At 62.1% G+C, this 17,346-nt stretch carries 13 protein-coding genes; 7 read left to right on the forward strand and 6 right to left on the reverse strand.

The genetic code is table 11. The features are described from left to right. Positions 1–488: 488 nt before the first annotated feature. Positions 489–1,403 (forward strand): glucosamine inositolphosphorylceramide transferase family protein, encoded by a 915-nt coding sequence (locus tag AC3CCE_RS05450; protein ID WP_352624245.1) that lies wholly within the window; start codon positions 489–491, stop codon positions 1,401–1,403. Between the two features lie 42 nt (positions 1,404–1,445). Here AC3CCE_RS05450 and AC3CCE_RS05455 read toward each other — a convergent pair whose 3' ends face one another. Continuing rightward, on the reverse strand, positions 1,446–2,549 hold the full coding sequence (locus tag AC3CCE_RS05455; protein WP_196813817.1) for an acyltransferase family protein: 1,104 nt from the start codon (positions 2,547–2,549) through the stop codon (positions 1,446–1,448). 283 nt (positions 2,550–2,832) lie between these two features. Between AC3CCE_RS05455 and AC3CCE_RS05460 the strand changes: the two genes are divergently transcribed. From AC3CCE_RS05460 to AC3CCE_RS05480, 5 genes are all read left to right on the forward strand, one after another. Then, positions 2,833–4,191: a VpsF family polysaccharide biosynthesis protein gene (locus AC3CCE_RS05460; protein ID WP_210164060.1), complete on the forward strand. Its 1,359-nt coding sequence runs from the start codon at positions 2,833–2,835 to the stop codon at positions 4,189–4,191. A gap of 218 nt (positions 4,192–4,409) precedes the next feature. Next, positions 4,410–6,023 (forward strand): GumC family protein, encoded by a 1,614-nt coding sequence (locus tag AC3CCE_RS05465; RefSeq protein WP_031197769.1) that lies wholly within the window; start codon positions 4,410–4,412, stop codon positions 6,021–6,023. A gap of 1 nt (position 6,024) precedes the next feature. Continuing rightward, complete coding sequence (locus AC3CCE_RS05470; protein ID WP_023825390.1) at positions 6,025–7,131, forward strand: glycosyltransferase; 1,107 nt, start codon at positions 6,025–6,027, stop codon at positions 7,129–7,131. Positions 7,132–7,300: 169 nt separating this feature from the next. Then, complete coding sequence (locus AC3CCE_RS05475) at positions 7,301–8,029, forward strand: N5-glutamine methyltransferase family protein (protein ID WP_488377109.1); 729 nt, start codon at positions 7,301–7,303, stop codon at positions 8,027–8,029. After that, the gene (locus tag AC3CCE_RS05480) at positions 8,026–9,141 is read left to right on the forward strand and encodes a hypothetical protein (protein ID WP_352624250.1); all 1,116 of its coding nucleotides are present in this window, start codon (positions 8,026–8,028) and stop codon (positions 9,139–9,141) included. Before AC3CCE_RS05475 ends, AC3CCE_RS05480 begins: the two co-directional genes overlap by 4 nt. A 134-nt stretch (positions 9,142–9,275) precedes the next feature. Here AC3CCE_RS05480 and nadE read toward each other — a convergent pair whose 3' ends face one another. The 4 genes from nadE to asnB are packed head-to-tail and all read right to left on the reverse strand — an operon-like array spanning position 9,276 to position 14,071. Continuing rightward, entirely contained in the window at positions 9,276–10,280 is a 1,005-nt protein-coding gene (nadE, locus tag AC3CCE_RS05485; RefSeq protein ID WP_023751291.1) for an NAD(+) synthase, read from the reverse strand. Next, positions 10,277–11,824 (reverse strand): class I adenylate-forming enzyme family protein, encoded by a 1,548-nt coding sequence (locus AC3CCE_RS05490; protein ID WP_023683447.1) that lies wholly within the window; start codon positions 11,822–11,824, stop codon positions 10,277–10,279. The genes nadE and AC3CCE_RS05490 overlap by 4 nt, the downstream gene beginning before the upstream one ends. A 23-nt stretch (positions 11,825–11,847) precedes the next feature. After that, positions 11,848–12,111, reverse strand: coding sequence for an acyl carrier protein (locus tag AC3CCE_RS05495; RefSeq protein ID WP_023671787.1), 264 nt, complete (start codon positions 12,109–12,111; stop codon positions 11,848–11,850). A 22-nt stretch (positions 12,112–12,133) separates the two neighbouring features. Further along, the gene (gene asnB, locus AC3CCE_RS05500; RefSeq protein WP_352624252.1) at positions 12,134–14,071 is read right to left on the reverse strand and encodes an asparagine synthase (glutamine-hydrolyzing); all 1,938 of its coding nucleotides are present in this window, start codon (positions 14,069–14,071) and stop codon (positions 12,134–12,136) included. Positions 14,072–14,654: 583 nt separating this feature from the next. Between asnB and AC3CCE_RS05505 the strand changes: the two genes are divergently transcribed. After that, positions 14,655–15,524: a hypothetical protein gene (locus AC3CCE_RS05505; RefSeq protein ID WP_023671785.1), complete on the forward strand. Its 870-nt coding sequence runs from the start codon at positions 14,655–14,657 to the stop codon at positions 15,522–15,524. 207 nt (positions 15,525–15,731) lie between these two features. On the opposite strand, the gene amaB is transcribed toward AC3CCE_RS05505, so the two are convergent. Then, positions 15,732–17,246: an L-piperidine-6-carboxylate dehydrogenase gene (gene amaB, locus AC3CCE_RS05510; RefSeq protein WP_352624254.1), complete on the reverse strand. Its 1,515-nt coding sequence runs from the start codon at positions 17,244–17,246 to the stop codon at positions 15,732–15,734. Between the last annotated feature and the right edge of the window lie 100 nt (positions 17,247–17,346).

Genomic DNA, 17,346 nt, shown 5'->3' on the forward strand with positions numbered 1-17,346 from the left:
GGCGCTGGGAAAATGAGCTTTTTAAGCGGTTGGATGCGGCAGGTTATGTGGTCTCGAGTTGCAACGCGCCGGCGGCGGCGCCAACCGCTCGGGGGCTGGACACTGTCTTGGCGATCGAGAGCCGGCGTTTCGGTCCCTCGCTGGCGGGCCGGTCCGAGCCGCTGCCGCCCATCGATCGCGGCCCTCCGGACCTCGTCATAGATCTCACTGCCAGCGCAACGGGGCAAGGCGCGCCAGTCCTGAGGCTCGAATTTTGCGGCCGCAACAGCTTTCCAGCCGGCGTTGCCGCAATGTTGGCGAGCGGACAATTGCCTGAACTTGGCGCTCGCCTCGATGGCGTTGTCGTGGCCCAGGCTAGACCGATGCTGGCAGACAGGCTCTGGCTATCTCGAAGCTGCAACGACCTGCTCGCCGGCGCCATGTCGCTGATCATGCAAACCGTCGCCCGCTTCTTTGCGGGCAAGCTTGTGCCGGTAAGCGACAACCCGGTGCCGATCCTGAAGAACGACAGTTTTGTTCGACACTATGTGCCCCTTTTCGGCAGGGCTTTGATCGATCGCGCCGTGCAAAAAATCAGGCGGGGACGACGCCCCTTCTATTGGCAGGTTGCCTATCGGGTGATCGACGGACCAGGCATCGCCGAAACCGGGCAACTCGACGGCAAACCGTTCACAGTCCTGCCGGACGATGGCCAACGCTTCTATGCCGACCCGTTCGTCTTCGAGACCGACCGCCGCCATCATCTGTTTGTCGAGGAATTCCCCTACGCGACGAGTCGCGGCGTGATTTCCGTCGCCGAGCTCGGTGACGATGGCACTTTCGGTGTTCCAAGGGTTGTATTGGAGGAAGCGCACCACCTGTCGTATCCGCAGGTGTTCGCACACGATGGCGAGATTTTCATGATCCCCGAAAGTGGTTCGGCTCGCGAACTTGTGCTCTATCGCGCCGCGCAGTTTCCCGACCGCTGGGTCCGCGACACGGTGCTGATGACGGACAGGGATTTCAACGACGCGACGCTGCTCGAATCCGACGGTCGCTTCTGGCTGGTTGGAACGGAGCGGTTCGGCTACGGCAGCGCGTCGGACACGATGGCGGTCTATTGCGCGCCCTCGCTGCGCGGGCCATGGGTCGCCCATCCGCTCAATCCCATTGCCGTCGATCATTCGGCCACCCGGCCGGGCGGCGCCTTTATCCGCCAGGACGATGCCCTGGTGCTGCCGGTGCAGAACGGATCGAGGGCCTATGGCGGTGGTCTGGGGCTGATGCAGCTTGAGCGACTCGACGCGTCAGACGTCCGCTTCGCCTCGCCCCGGCCGATCGGCGCGGGTCCAGCATGGGCACGCACGGGCATTCATACGCTTAACCGCGCCGGCAATGTCGAGGTCGTGGACAGCGCGGGCTGACTGAAGCGCTGAAAGCCGTGAGCGTCCCGTTGCGTGACCTGCTTATTTGTTCTCCGTGGCAATATGAGGAAGCGGTGTGTTTCTCGTCTTCCTTCTGCCGTTCAGGGTCTGAAGAATCGGCTTCTCGATCATCTCGTAAATCACCAGACTGACGAGGCAGGCTGCCACGATGCTGACCACCGACACCAACCATACCGTTGTCGGATGCTCGTATCCGACGGTGCGTCTGGCCAGGTACGCCACAGCGCCGATCACGAAGATATGCGACAGATAAAGCGCGTAGGAAGCGTCGCCCAACTGCTCGAGAAGGCTCCAGTGCTTGAGTTTCGGCTCCAGAATGAGGCTGAGATGAAGCAGGCCCGCCGCCCACATTGCTTGTCCCGCGAAGCTGATCTGACCCAAGAGCGGCGTACCGTCATCGACGAATGAAAGCACCACGCCTGCAGCGGTCATTACGCCGAATATCCAGGCATGGCGTATGTCGGAAGTGAAATCACCGTCCAAATAGCGCCGCCCTATCCACATGCCGATTACGAATGCCACCGGAGAAGGGTTGAGATAGAACTGGATAACAGGGTTGGTGGGAGCCAGCCACAGCCCGGATATCCACATCGCAATGAAAAAGACCGTCAGCACAAATACGCGCGAGGTCACGGACAGGAATGCGAACACCGCAAAAGCGATATAGAAAAATACCTCGTAATTGAGCGTCCAGCCGAGTGAGAGGATTGGACTGGCGCTATCCCGTCCAGGCGCTTCGTGAACAATGAAGAGGAGCGACTGAAGATAGTGGGGCCATGTAAAGACGGTCTTCTGGAAGAGACTTGGCGCGAGCGCCGCCAGAACCGCGGCGAGGCTGGTGAAAAGCCAGTAAAGGGGGATGATCCGGATTGCTCGGCGTTTCAGGAAGGTGGCAGCGGAAAACGGACCATCTCCCGTAATATGGACCATTATGAAACCGCTGATGACAAAGAACAGAACGACGCCCAGGCGGCCCGCCGTCACAATAATCAGATTGTCCACGCCAATCTGATAGGAAAAGGCGTGTGCGAACAGAACCAGCAAGGCGGCGCAGGCGCGAAGATACTGAATCGAATAGAATTTCTTCACCTTGATCTCCTGCGCTTTGCCGGCGCCTGATGCCATTGTGCCGTCCACAGGCAGCGCGTCGGGCGCCGTGCAAAGCATCGCCATCAATACGACCGGCCAATTAAGTGTGGGTTACCGAGTTCACGAAATAGCGTAAATCCGGCTGCCGATGCATGTCGCGCAAGTGCATTGCGTGCATTCGTTCCCACGCGGCGCACTTTGGTGAGATTTCAATGAGCGGTGTCCGGCTTTTCGGCAAAGCTGACATGTGGCGGCCCATGCCCGGCATCGCCACTGTTAAGATCGGGTTATCCATATTCCTTTACGTTCGTGCAGGAAAATGTACCCGGGGGCGCGTTCGTCCCCTGCCATCTCAATCGCAAGCCGCAACGCTGGTCGGATAATCGTGAGTGTCACCCCCACAGAGCAACAGTTCGTGACCGCGCAGGCCAGCCGCCAAGACGCCCTCACACTCCTGTTCTTTCTCCTCGCGGCCTTCGCTTTCCTGCTCCGCTCGACCATCTCTCCGCAGTTGATGAATATGGTGATGTCCTATTCGACGGAGGGGGGGTCGTTTCCCGAAAAGCTGCATATCGGGACCTATGCCATCTTTCTGCTGCTTGTCGTCATCGCCACGACCCGGCCAATTCGGCTCGAAGGCGATGAAGTCAGGCTGTTCAAGGCGACATTGTTATATTCGCTGCTGCTGTTGTGGCTGGTGCCTTATCTCTTCGTGATAGGCCGTGCCGGCTCGGCCGGCTTCATAATCGATTCCTATCTGGTCTCTTGTGCCGCGGCGATGATCATGCTTGCCTTGGGTGACCATGTGCGCAGGGCGCTTGGCAATGTCATCGTCGGCATGATCGTCCTCAGCGCCATCATCGGAACGATCGAGGCCGTCACCCAGCATCGATTCCTGCCCTATCCCCTCGTTGAGCTGGACTTTCGGCCGATCGGACTGTCGGCCCATCCGCTGGCGCTGGGCGCGCTTTGCACCACCGCCATAGGTTTCGTTGCATTGACGCGGTGGCGTATCTGGGTGTGCGCGCTTTGCATCTTCATTCTCTTCATCGGCACGGCCGCTTCGGGCGCGCGCACCGCCCTGCTGCTCGCTTGCGGCGAGATCCTGTTCCTGCTCGTGTTCCTGCCTTGGCCGGACTTGTCACCCAGACATCAACGCCAGGCCAAACTCCTGGTGCTGATGCTGACGCTGGCCGGTGGCGCCATACTGATTGCGATACTCTTTTCGGCGGGGCTGCTGAACCGCTTCAGCAACACGCTCTTTGATCAAAATTACGACGCGCGCGTCAAGATCTACGATGTATTCAAGTTCGTTGAATGGAGGGACATCCTGCTTGGCATGAATCCCAACGAGTTGTTGAAGATCGTCAACGAAAAGCTCAACCTCCCCTTCATCGAAAGCACGCCGGTCGTTCTTACGCTTTTGTTCGGCCTGCCGATCGCCCTGCTCTTCGCGTTTGCTTTCTTCCGGTTCCTTTTCAAGCTCCTGCGCAATACGCCTCGGGCCGCCCATATCGCAGCGGCCGCGTCCATCCTCGCGGCATTGTCAAACAATGCCCTTTCTTCGAAGGCGCCGGATATCATGCTGCTCGTCATCTTGTTGCTCGCTTATCGAAAGCCGGATGGGCGCCAAACCGGCACGCCCCTTCAAGGCCAACCAGCATCAACAGCGACATGACGCCAAGCCCGCTCCTTGCGGGTGCCCTCGCGACGACCTCTTGTATTTCCATTTGAAACGCCTGCACGCTTTGCCAGGCTACGACGGGCGTGGCAGAATACCGACCAAGGGTGGATAGATCGCTGTTCCGGAACGCGCCTGACACGCCTGGAAAATGAAATGTTAACGATGTTTCCGTAAAGCAGGCTGTGCGTATTGAATATTAAAGGGTTAGCATGATGTCCGCCGCTTCCGGTCCTCCTCCAGCCGCGGCCGCCGCCGGCATTAGCCCCTATGAACGGATCGAAAATGCGCGGCGCGCCAGCAGGCCAAAGCCGCAACAAACCGCGCCGATCATGGCACATGCGGCGGCACCCGCTGTAACGTCGGCCCCTGTAACGTCGGCCCCTGTAACGTCGGCCCCTGTGTCGCCTGCACCCGTGGCGCCGCCTGTAGCCGAGCCCGTCACGACGGTGACGCTCAACAAGATCGGAACCTTTCTCGAACTCGATTTCGGGCGTCTGTTTGTCTGGCTGCGCGCCGGCCTCGCTCTGGTATGCCTGCTGGCAATAGCCGGCGGGATCATCGGCGGTGCCTACGCTCTGCTGAGCAAGCAGCGCTACACCGTGACCACGGACATCCTCATCAATCCCGCCAATCTTCAGGTTGTTCCGAATGATCTTTACCCGCAATCGGCCCAGGTCGATGGACAGCTGCTCAGCGCGCGCAGCAAAGAGCGCATCTTGACCTCGGGCAGCGTGCTTTCACGTGTTGTAGACGATCTTGACCTGGCCAGTGACCCGGAGTTCTTCGACGCGGACCGAAGCCGCACAGGGACGGACGGCGCCAAACCCGACCCAAAGCTTACCGCCCTGAAGAACCTGGCGGAACGGGTTAGCAGCATCGCGGATGAAAAGTCGTTTGTCACGACCTTGATGGTATCGGCGGAAACCCCCGCTAAGGCGATCCTGATTTCGCAGGATATCGTCAAGACTTTCCAGGAAGAGCTGGCCAGCGCCGAGGCTTCCGGCGCCAGCCGTGCCGCGGCCGCGCTGGACGGGCGGCTGGGCCAGCTCAAGAGCGATGTGCAGGCGGCCGAAGAGAAGGTCGAGGCCTATAGGCGCAGCCACAATCTGGCCACCAGCAATGGGCAGCTTGTTTCCTCGCAAACCATGACCCAGCTCAACGGCCAGATCGTGGAGACGCAATCGCGCGTCATCGCCGCGCAGGCAAGTTACGACGCCCTGCTTGCCGCCGGCGCAAACGGCACCAATTCCGGTCCCGCCACGTCGGAGGCGCTTGTGGCGCTGCGCGCAACGGCCAACGGCCTGCGCCAGCAGATCGATTCGCAGTCGATGACCTTTGGCCCCCGTCATCCGTCGATCGTCAGGCTTAAGACGGAGTACAACACGGTCAGCGCGCAACTCAGCGCCGAATACGCGCGCACCCTGCGCTTGGCGAAGGTCAATCTCGATGCCGCCAAAACCTCGTCGGCCTCCCTCAATGCCAAGATGAATGACTTGAAGGGCAACGTGTTCTCGGATAGCGATTCCGAGGTCGCCTTGCGTGAGCTTGAACGTGACGCCGCGTCGAAGACGGCTATCTATGAGAGCTTCCTGTCGCGGGCACGCCAGATAACCGAGCGCGAACAGATCGACAGCACCAATGTGCAGGTGATTTCCACCGCAGTGCCGCCAAAGGGCCGTTCATGGCCCCCGCGCACCGTCGTGATGATCGGCCTGGGGGCCATTGGCGGCATGATCCTCGGCATGTTGCTCGCCATTACCCTGGGTATCGTGCGCGACATGCGGCTTCCGCCGAACCGCCCGGATGTCATTGCCAGCCGCGCCTGAAATGGCGAAGCGGATTGTCTTTCACATTGCCAGCCTCAGGGGCGGCGGCGCCGAGCGTGTGTTCGTCCTGATAGCGAACGAGCTGGCATCGCGCGGCCACAACGTCACGCTTTTTACCTGGAACGCGCAGGGGCCCAATGCCGCCCTGCTTTCGCCTGCCGTGCATCTGGTCGATTTCGGCCTCCCCATTCGCGGCGAGGGTTATGGCAAGTGGGCGACATTGAAAGGCATCGTGCGAAGCGCGGGCCTGCTTGGCCGCCTTTCTCCCGACGCGATCTACAGCGCCCCGGAATTCGCCAATCTGGTCGTGGCGCTGGCGCTTTCCCTCGCGCGAAGCAGGGCGCGGTTCTTCCCGAGTTTCCACGCCGCCGCCTCATTGCCTTCCGGCAGCCTTGGCGCGAAAATGGCGGTCTGGCTTTCGGCCCTGGTTGCGGCCCGCGCCACCAGGGCCATCGCGGTTTCTGAGGGTGTCGGCGGCGATCTTGTGGCCCGAGGCTTCCCGAAATCCAAGGTCGTGGTCATCAACAACCCGCTGCCGCCGGCTGCGGCATCCCAGCAACGCTCCTACGCCTGGCAGGCAGAGCTCGCGGCGATGGGCGACGGCCCCGTCATCATCACCGCCGGACGCCTGGTGCCGGTTAAGGATCATTGGACGTTGCTGCGGGCCTTCGCTGTGCTGCGCGCCGGCCGCCGGGCCCGGCTTGTCATCTTCGGCGAGGGTCCGCTGGCCGACGAGCTGCGCGCCTATGCCGAAGAATCCGGTATCGGCGCAGACGTTCTGTTTGCGGGCTATGTCAATGATCCGGCGGCCTGCTACGCCGTAGCTGACTTGTTCGTCCTATCATCGACCAGCGAGGGCTTCGGCAATGTTCTGGTCGAGGCCATGGCAGCGGGGATTCCGGTGGTCTCCACGGACGCGCCGCACGGCCCGCGCGAAATACTTGATGACGGCCGCTTCGGCGCCCTGGTGCCGGTCGGCGATGCCGCGGCCCTGGCAGTGGCGATGGCCGGAATGCTCGACCAGCCGACAACCGCCGCGATCCTGAAAAGCAGGGCGGCGGATTTCGAAATTGAAAAGATCGGAGACCGGTACGAGGCGTTGCTCTGAATTAGCGCATGGATCGGCTTGCGGCGGCACAGGAATCCGCCATTGATGGGACAGGACGCCGCCAACATAGGCCGGTTACTCCCAATCCAATCATGATCTTTAACATCAATTTACCCGGAGTTGGTAACAACAGGGAACCCGCGTTTTATCCTCAGGATAGGGATTTTCCTTGCCGCAGCATCACAGCCTTCCTGCCGGCCGTGCAAACGATCGCAATTGGCCGCGATTGCACCGCTTCATGCGGGTTGAGCTGGAACTCGCGCCTGACGTCCTGGTGCCGCGAGCCGAAACGGAACTGCTTGGCCGGACGGCCGCGGCCATTCTTGGCGAACAGGCGCACGAAACGATCCTGATCGACATGTGCTGCGGCAGCGGCAATCTTGCCGTGGGCATCGTCAGCGAATGTCCTCGGGCTCGGGCATGGGCGGCGGACCTGACCGACAGCACGGTTTCGCTTGCCCGCCGCAATGTTGTGCGCCTCGCCCTGCAGGACAGGATCAAGGTCCGGCAAGGCGACCTATTTGCCGCGATCGAGGGTGACGGCCTCCGCGGCGCTGCCGACATGGTTGTGTGCAACCCGCCCTATATTTCCTCATCCCGTCTCGATAGCGAAAGCGCGCATCTGTTGGAGAACGAACCTCGGGAAGCTTTCGACGGCGGCCCTTACGGTATTTCGATCCTCCAAAGGCTGGTCCGGGATGCCGCAGCTTTCCTCAAGCCAGGCGGATGGCTGCTATTTGAGTTCGGCGAAGGTCAAGATCGGCAGATAGCAACCCTTTTATCGAGAACGAGATCCTACGAAACCCCAACCTTTGCCGTGACGGCCGACGGCCAGCCCCGTGTCGCCATGGCGCGCAAACATGGTGGCCGGGTTCCCGGAACCGGGAGCCCGGCGTGAGCGTCGTCCGCGCCCTCGATCAGGCCGACCTTGCGGCCGTCGCGGGCATGTTTCAACGCATGCTGCGCAAGAAGCGGGGGCCAGCGCCGGCCTCCCTCGTCGATTACATGAGGCGGTTTTATCTGGACGCACCCGACTGGGGCAGCGGGCTCCGTTCGCTTGTCCATGTCAATGACGCCGGCCAGGTTTCCGGGTTCGTCGGCGTTCATGCGCTGCCAATGAAATTCAACGGCCGGCAGCTCTACGCTGCCATCTGCAGCTCGCTGATGGTCGAGGATCACGAGACCGATCCGATGGCCGGTGCCCGCCTGTTGAAGGCCTTCCTCGATGGTCCGCAGGACATCTCCTTCAGCGAAACCGCCAATGATACGTCCGTGAAACTGTGGACGCGGCTTCGCGGCGTTGTGCTGCCGCAACACAGCCTTGACTGGGTTCGCGTGATGCGGCCGGCGACCTTCATGCTCAGCCTTTTTGCCAATCACATGAAGCTTGCCTGGATGTTCAACCCGCTCGCCCGGATCGTCGACCGGCTCTACCTTCGCAAAATGAAGGGCAGTCAACGACGCTGGACCGGCGTCGTCGCCAACGCATCGAGCCGGGGGGCATTTCGGGCCTCCGAGATCGACAGCGGCAGCTTTGCGGGGCTGCTGGAGCCGCTTTGCGCCCAATTTCCGCTACGTCCGCAGTGGGCGGAAGGTCAGCTCAACCATATTCTGGGCGATGCGGCGCAAAAGCCGGATTTCGGAGAGCTTGTCTACGTGTCGGTGGCATCGCCGAACGGCGCCAATGTCGGCGCTTTCGCCTATTACGCGCGACCGGACGGGATCGGCCGCGTGCTGCAGGTCCTCGCTCTTCCCGGCCAGGCCGGGCCGGTGATCGATTGCCTGGTCGAGCATGCCGCCCGGCGCGGTGTCTCCGGCTTGCGCGGCCGCGTCCAGCCCGCGCTTCTGGACGCCATGCTTGTAAGACGCATAGCCTTCATACCGGTCGCCTCGACCGTCGTGCATTCACGCGATCCCGAGCTTCTCGATGCCATGAAGAACGCGCAGGTCTTTCTGAACGGGCTTGCGGGCGAGCAGTGGAGCCAGTTGATCGGCGGCCGCTTCACCTGAAGCGTTCCGCCTACAGCAATTCCAGGAAAGGGTGCGCGGCTTTCCGTCCGGAATTGCGTAAAGACAAGAGCTTAGTATTTCTTTCATGCATGTCGTATCGCAAGACCGGATCACTTTTGCTCGATATGCATAGGTCAGGAGCCGACTTCGTCCACGCCGTCAACGAGCTGCGGGCGCAGGTGCAGATAGCGCGTTGCCTTTCGCTTGGCGGCGATGTCGGCCCAGACGCGTTCGATCTGTGAGGCGGTCAATCCCGCCGCTTGCCCTACCACCTCGGCGGACACGCCGTTGTTGAGGCCGTAGAGACACAGATCCATCCGATCGTAAGGCAGGGAGAAGTAGAATTCTTCCTGCGTCTGCGCCAGCGAGTAGGTGTCGGTGGTCGGCGGCCGGTTGCGGACCTCTTCCGGAATGCCGAGATAGGCGGCTAGCGCATAGACCTGCGTCTTGTAGAGATGCGCGATCGGCTTGACGTCGGCGGCGCCGTCGCCGTTCTTGACGAAGAACCCCTGGTCGTATTCCAGCCGGTTCGGTGTGCCGAGCACGGCGAAGTTCAGCCGGTCGGCATGATAATATTCGAGCTGCTTGCGGGTGCGCTGCTTCATGTTGGTGGCGGCAACGATGCCGAGATAGACAGCCACCGGCATCCGCAATTTCGTCTGCTTGCCTTGCGGGTCCTGCACCACCAGCGACGAGATGTTGTAGCCCTCGCCTTCGAGCACGTTCGCGATCACGATCTTCGAGGCCCAGCCCTTGCCATAGTCCGGGACCAATTCGCGGATGAAGGCGTCGCGGCGTTCATAGCAGCCCATTGCCCGCAGGGTCGGCCCGATATCCTCCACAACGGCCTCGACGCCGAAAGTGTCGGCGACCAGATGGCCGAGCCGCAGGCTTTCGGGGTCGGAATCGCTTTCCGGCATGAGGACGCACAGCACATTCTGGTGGCCGACGGCCCGCGCGGCCAATGCAGCCGAAACGCTGGAATCTACACCGCCCGAAAGACCGAGCACGAGTCCGCGCTTGCGAATGCCGCGCAACTGCTCGCGCAGGGCCGCCACGATCCTGTCCGTTTCGGCGGCGGGATCGATGGCCAGGGCTTGCGTGAAGGCCGGCGCATCCTGGGTTGAGCCGATGTTCATTGCTCGGCCTCCATCATCTCAGCCGCGAGCCGGCGGCTGACCTTGCCCGACTCCGTCTTCGGTAATTCGCTCCGGAACTCTATGATTTTGGGGACCATGAAATCCTCCAGGTGGCGCGCGCAGTGACGAATGATGTCCTTTCCGCCAAGCGCCGGATCGGACCGCACGACGAGCGCGCCAATCGCATGCCCCAGCACCGGATCCGGCACGCCGACGACCACCGCTTCCGCGATACCTGGATGGGCGTGGAGCACGGCCTCCACTTCCTTGGGGGCGACCTTCTCGCCACGCGTCTTGATGATGTCGTCCTTACGCCCGACAAAATAGAGAAAGCCGTCCTCGTCGGTCTGGAACAGGTCGCCCGTATAGAGCACCTTTTCCCAAGGGTTAGGCCCCGGCCGGAGCGCTCGTTCCGTCGCGGCCTTGTTGCGCCAATAGCCCTGCATCACGTGCGGACCGCGGATGACTAGCTCACCTGCCACGCCCGCCGGCACGCGTTGTCCAAGGTCGTCGACGACAAAGGCTTCCGTGTTGGGGATGGCTATGCCGACCGACCCTGGCCGGCGGTCAAGTTCCTCGGGTGGCAAATAGGTGCAGCGCTTGCATTCGGTCAGCCCATACATCGAATAGATCCGGACGCCGGGCAGCAGCGAGCGCAGGCGTTCTATGTGGGCTGGCGGCAAGGCGGCCGCGGTGTTGGAAATATAGCGGAGGCTGGGCAGGAAACCCGGCGCCAGATCACGCATCTGCAGGATCATCGCCGCCATGGTAGGCACCAGCGGAAGGCCGGTGACGCCCTCTTTGCGGATGCGTTCGAAGATCTCGTGCGGGAAGGCGAAGGACTTCTCGAGCACCAGCGTGGCCCCGAGCCTGACTGCCATCAGCAACTGGTAGAGGCCATAGTCGAAGGCAAGCGGGAGGACGTTCAGGATGATGTCGTCCGGCGCGTTGCGCAGATAGGTGGCGATCGACCCCGCGGCGGCGTCGCAATTGCGATGCGTCATCATCACACCCTTGGGCCGGCCGGTCGAACCTGACGTGTAGATCAGCATCGCAAGGTCGACGTCGATGCCGCGATGGTTTACCTCCGCGCCATCGAACGTCAGGCAGTCAGTCAGGGACGCGGCCCCTGCCGGGCATTGCCCGTCGGCCCCAGGGGTGGAAGCCACGAAGATGCCGGGCTTGCCTTGCGATGCGCAGGCTTCGGTGACCACGGGCATCAGCTTCGCCTGCGTCAGGACCGCCCTGGCGTCGCAATCGGCGATGACGTAACCGAGCTTGTCGGCCTTTGTGGAGGGGTTGATCGGACTGAAGGTCGCACCTGCCTTGAGTGCGGCAAAGATCGATACGGCGGCCTCCCAGCAATTGTCCATGAAGATCAGAACGCGGTCGTCGCGCCTGATCCCATTCATGAAGAGAGCGGTGGCCAGCCGGCTCGAAAGGTCGTCGAGTTCTTCGTAGCTCAGCCTTTTGCCCTTGGTGACCAATGCCGTCTTGGCCGGGTGGGCAGCAGCCTTCGCCACCAGAAAATGCTCGATCCGCACGGGACGTTCCTCGCCGTTGGCGCTTACGCTGCCAGCGTTTGTGCTCTCGCCTCGATGAAGGACGAGATGCGGTCAAGCGAGTCCAGGTTGGCCGGAACGATGTCGGCATCCACCATCGCGATGCCGAAATTGTCCTCGATGAAGGCCACCAGCTCAAGTACCGCAGTCGAGTCGATAATGTCGTTCTCGATCAGCGAGGCTGAATCCGACAGTTTGTAGGAGGTGTCGCCGAACAGGAAGTTGTCGACGATAAAGCTTCTGACCCTGTCCTTGATTGCCGTCATCATGTCTTTCCTTTTCCTCGCCGTCTCAGGCCGCTCTTGCCGCGCCGGCCGCTTGGCCGGCGAAATTCTTCTGCCACAGCTGCGTCGACAGAATGCCGACGAAGGCGGCGTTGTCGCGAAATCCGGTCGCGGTCTCAATGCGGCATTTCTCGTGGAGCTTGGCCACCGCCTTGGCGTTGAACAGGCCGCCGGCGGTAATGCTCGCCTCGCCCAGGCAGTCACGAACATAGTCTAGTTCCTCCGCCCCGACGAAGGAGCGGGCCTCCGGGGCGCGGTAAGGTTGCTTGGTGCGTTTACCGATCGCCGCCGGAAGGTGGTGCCTGGCCACCTTGCGCAATATGTGCTTCTCCATCAAGCCTTTCAGTTTCATCTCCGGCGGAAGTCTTGCCGCGAACTCTACCACGCGATGATCCAGGAAAGGAAACCGCCCTTCGATGCCGTGCGCCATGGCCATCCGATCGCCTTGGCTGGAGAGGATGTAGCCGGGCAGGAGGAAGCGGGTTTCGAGATATTGCGCCTGATGCAGCGGATGCCATAGGGAAAACGCCTCGGGTAGGCGGCTGGTCAGCTCTTCAGCTGCGTCATAACCCTTCAACGTCGCGCGCAGGTCGCCGGAAAAGAAGATTTTCGCCGCCGCCGTGGTCTTGAAGCGTGGCCGATGCGAGAACAGCGGATCGTCGAGGGCAGCGTTGCTGGTGCCGAAGAAGGCAGCCAGATACTCCACCGATTGCTGTTGCAGGCCCGGCAGATACGGGTAAAGCCGGCGGAACAGCTGCGGCCTTATGCGCGATGTGGGCTGCCGCCCGCAGAACCGGCGGACACGCGCCTCCTTGAAGACGTCGTAACCGGCGAAGACCTCGTCGGCGCCTTCACCCGTCAGCACCACCTTCAGGCCGGCCTGGCGAACCAGGGCGGACAATTTGTAGAGTGGCGCTGGCGCCGTGCGGATGATCGGCCGCTCGGCAAAGCGGATGACGTCAGGAAAGACGCTGGCGATATCGCGGGCGCCGCATTCTATGGCGTGGTGGCGCGTGCCGAGCGCCGAGGCCATTTCGGTCTGAAAGGCGCTTTCGTCATGCTCGGCGCTGTCGAAGGTTACGGAAAATGTCTCCAGTCTCCGAGGAGTCATGCCGGCGGCAAGCGCCGAAACGAGCGACGAATCGAGCCCTCCGGAAAGATAGGAACCGACCGGCACGTCGGCCCGCATGCGAAGCCTCACCGCATCGGTCAGAAGGGCTTGCAATTCCTCTGCCGCGTGGTCCTCGTTCGTGATCTTCGACGGCTCATCACGATGCGGATAGTCCAGGTGCCAGTACCGTCTGACCGTGACCTGCCCCTGCGTCGCGATCATCACACTTGCCGCTTCCAACTCGTGGATATTGCGGAACGCCGTGCGCGGAGCGATCGGCGCCCACAGCGTAAAGATCTGATCCAGCGCAATCGGATCAATTTCAGCGGAGACGCCCGGGACCTTCAACAGGGCTTTGATCTCCGAGGCAAAGTAAAGCACCCCGTCCTTACTTGTGTAGAACAGCGGCCGGACACCCATCCGGTCTCGTGCAAGCACCATTCGTCGCTGCCGATTGTCCCATATCGCCAAGGCGAAATCACCGTTCAGGAGAGACAAGCAGTCTTCGCCCATCTCCTCATAGAGCTGAAGGATGACCTCTGTGTCGCTCGACGTCCGAAAGTGTCGGCCCTTGGCGATCAGCCCTTCGCGCAGTTCTATGTAGTTGAAAATCTCGCCGTTGAACGCAATCGTCAAATTGCCGGCCTCGTCGGACATCGGTTGCTGGCCATCGCCGATGCCGATCACCGACAGCCGCGCATGCCCGAGCCCGGCATCGGGTGCTACGAATTTCCCTTGCTCATCCGGCCCACGATGGGCAATTGCGGCTACCATGTGCGTGAGCAAAGCTTCCGCATCCCGGATTGACCCGAAATAACCCCCGAATCCACACATCCCTTGAACTCATATTGAACGCTAAGGTACGGAACATAACCTCGATAGTGGCATCTGGGGTTAATCCGATATTTTCACCGAGCATGTGGTTAACAAGAAGTTGCCACGATGTGGTCTTCGTGGCTAGGACGCGATGGCTCTCCATCACCTCGCGGTTGCGGCCGTAATAGCCGGAACGGTAGCCCAGGCGCTCCGACGTGGCGAACCGCCTGGATACAAACGGGCCGCGCGCAACGTGCTGGCGATCTTGAGGCAAATTCAACCGCAGGCTGCTGGGCTGACTATTATCGGGGTAGGTTTTTTCAACGCTTGCAACGGCTTAGTGCTTTCCGACACGCGCCGGGCGCGAACGGACCAGAGCATTTCCAAAAAAGTGTGACACGGTTTTCTCTGCAGAAGCGCGCGGCGCTTCTGCAGCAATTTGCCTCGAAATCAAGAGATGACGGGGGTTTCAACCTGTCTGTGGAACGGTTGATCGCTCTAGGCCTTTTGTCCGGGTTGGCATGGCTGGACACGGGCGGCTAAGGCTGGAAATGTGATTGCACGTCTTCGCTGCCGGGGGGCTGGCCGGAGGACGAGGAGGATGGCGCTGAATTTCGAATATATTGCCGGCCATCCGGCGCTGCACCGTCATGTCGAGGCGCAGTCGAAGGCGCTGCTGCATATCTATGAAACGAGCCCACGCCTGGCCGCCGTGTTCGCTACGCAACAGCGCTGGCTGCTGGCTCACACCGGCCTAGCCCTGCATTTCGCCCGCGACCCGCGCGACCCCCGCACGGAACTGACACTGGCCCGCTTCATCGATGCCGTGCTTCACTATTCCGTCGCTAGCCGCAACACGGCCGAAGCCTTCATCAAGGAGATGCTGCACTATCACATCATCGAATACCTGCCGCACACCGGTGACGGACGAGCCCACCCGTTTCAGGTGACGGCAGCGACGCTGAAGGAATTCGACGGCTGGGTGGTTGCGCATCTGCGCACGCTCGACGGTCTCGACAGCGGCAGCCGCCTCGCCGCCTTTCTCGAGCAGCACGGCATGATTTCCAGGCTGCAGCCGCTGGTGGCGGAAGGCCTGCTCTCCTCCAACCCTGTGCGTGAGCCCAAGCAGACGTTTTCGCTGTTCATCTGGCTCAACAATGGCGGCATCGTCATGGATTGGCTGATGTCCGGCATCGATCCCGACAATGCCGCCCTCGACCGGATCCCGACCAGCGTGGTTTCGATCGGCGAATTCGCCAGTTGGCTAAAACTCTCGCGCACCCATCTTGCGCGCAAATTGCGCGACGCCGAAAAGCTCGGCAGCGTCGGCTGGCTGGGCCGGCGCGGGCATTCCGTAATGTGGGTCTCGAACAGCTTCTACCAGGAATACATGACCGTGCAGGCCGCCAAACTTGCCGTCATCGATGCCGCGTTCGAAGCCTGCCGACCGGCGTCGCCGCACGCTGGCTGAACGTTCGGCGCAGACGCTGTTGCGCAGCCGATCGTGCCGACCGCGAGGACCCGTCCGGGCGCATGGCCGAGGCGGCCTTTCCGCCGTCGGGATACGGACATCTGGACAGCGGGGGCGAAGCCTGAAAGCGGAACGATCCGCGCGAGCGGCAGCGATCCGCCCGACGGGTTCGGGTGGATCAACTGGTCAAAAGCCGGGCGCAGCATCTCAATCGATGTCGAATGACACGCCCTGCGCCAGCGGCAGCGCCTTGGAATAGTTCACCGTGTTGGTGGCGCGGCGCATATAGGCCTTCCAGGCATCGGAGCCGCTCTCGCGGCCGCCGCCGGTTTCCTTCTCGCCGCCGAACGCGCCGCCGATCTCGGCGCCCGACGTGCCGATGTTGACGTTGGCGATGCCGCAATCCGAACCATCGACGCCGAGGAAGCGCTCGGATTCCTGCAGGTCGCGGGTGAAGATCGACGACGACAGTCCGGCGCCGACCGCATTGTGCTCGTCGAGCACGGCATCGAAATCGGAATATTTCATCACGTAGAGGATCGGCGCGAAGGTTTCTTCGGTGACGGGAGCCACCTGCTTCGGCATTTCGACCAGCGCCGGATGCACGTAATAGGCATCGGGATGGCCATTCTCGACCCGCGAACCGCCGGTCAGCTTGCCGCCGTGAGCGGTGGCTTCCTTGAGCGCCTTCTGCATGGCGTCGAAGGCCGCCTTGTCGATCAGCGGCCCGACGAGCGAAGACGTCTCCAGCGGATTGCCGACCGAGACGCTCTCATAGGCCTTCTTCAGCCGCGGCAGCAGCGCGTCATAGACGCTGTCATGCACGAACAGGCGCCGCAGCGTCGTGCAGCGCTGGCCGGCGGTGCCCATGGCGCCAAAGGCGATGGCGCGCAGCGCCATGTCGAGATCGGCGGTCGGGCAGACGATGCCGGCATTGTTGCCGCCGAGTTCGAGCACGGCGCGGGCAAAGCGCTTGGCCAGACGCGGGCCGACATCCCGGCCCATGCGGGTCGAGCCGGTGGCCGAAACCAGCGCCACCTTCGGGTGGTCGACCAGGATCTCGCCGACGGAGCGGTCGCCAATCAGCACCGGTGCCAGGCCCTGCGGCGCATCTGCGCCGAAGCGCTTGACCGCGCCGGCAAAAATCGCCTCGCAGGCGAGCGCCGTCAGCGGCGTCTTTTCCGAGGGCTTCCACACCACGGCGTCGCCGCAGACCAGCGCGAGCGCCGCGTTCCACGACCACACCGCGACCGGGAAGTTGAAGGCCGAAATGACGCCGACGGCGCCGAGCGGATGCCAGGTCTCCATCATGCGATGTCCCGGACGCTCGGTGGCGATGGTTAGACCGTAGAGCTGGCGGGAAAGGCCGACGGCGAAATCGCAGATGTCGATCATTTCCTGGACTTCGCCGAGGCCTTCCGACGGGATCTTGCCGACCTCGATCGACACCAGCCGGCCAAGCTCGGTTTTGTGCGCGCGCAACTCCTCGCCGAGCAGCCGCACCAGTTCGCCGCGCCGGGGACCCGGCACCATCCGCCAGGCCTGGAACGCCGTGTGCGCGGCATCGATGGTCTTGGCCGCATCGGCCGGCGAAATCGTCTTCAGCGCCGCGATCTGTTCACCCGTCACCGGGCTGCGCACGACGAGGTCGCCGCCGGTCAGCGCGTCCTTGGCCACACCCAGTTTCGCCAGAAGTTCGGCCGTTTCCTTCGCTATCGTCATTTTTATCCCTTTCAGATCCGCTCGCCATCATAGGGCGGCGGTCGAGCCTTGGCGCCATTGTCGCCCGCATGCCGCGGGCGCTGTCATGGCGTGCCATTAC

The sequence above is a fragment of the Mesorhizobium sp. P160187 genome (assembly GCF_057766425.1).

What these genes read in the sequence shown, in the direction of transcription:
- AC3CCE_RS05505 (WP_023671785.1), top strand. Translation starts at nt 14,655, where the DNA reads ATGGCGCTGAATTTCGAATATATTGCCGGCCATCCGGCGCTGCACCGT.
- AC3CCE_RS05455 (WP_196813817.1), bottom strand. Translation starts at nt 2,549, where the DNA reads ATGGCATCAGGCGCCGGCAAAGCGCAGGAGATCAAGGTGAAGAAATTC.
- AC3CCE_RS05470 (WP_023825390.1), top strand. Translation starts at nt 6,025, where the DNA reads ATGGCGAAGCGGATTGTCTTTCACATTGCCAGCCTCAGGGGCGGCGGC.
- AC3CCE_RS05465 (WP_031197769.1), top strand. Translation starts at nt 4,410, where the DNA reads ATGTCCGCCGCTTCCGGTCCTCCTCCAGCCGCGGCCGCCGCCGGCATT.
- AC3CCE_RS05495 (WP_023671787.1), bottom strand. Translation starts at nt 12,111, where the DNA reads ATGATGACGGCAATCAAGGACAGGGTCAGAAGCTTTATCGTCGACAAC.
- nadE (WP_023751291.1), bottom strand. Translation starts at nt 10,280, where the DNA reads ATGAACATCGGCTCAACCCAGGATGCGCCGGCCTTCACGCAAGCCCTG.
- amaB (WP_352624254.1), bottom strand. Translation starts at nt 17,246, where the DNA reads ATGACGATAGCGAAGGAAACGGCCGAACTTCTGGCGAAACTGGGTGTG.
- asnB (WP_352624252.1), bottom strand. Translation starts at nt 14,071, where the DNA reads ATGTGTGGATTCGGGGGTTATTTCGGGTCAATCCGGGATGCGGAAGCT.
- AC3CCE_RS05460 (WP_210164060.1), top strand. Translation starts at nt 2,833, where the DNA reads ATGTACCCGGGGGCGCGTTCGTCCCCTGCCATCTCAATCGCAAGCCGC.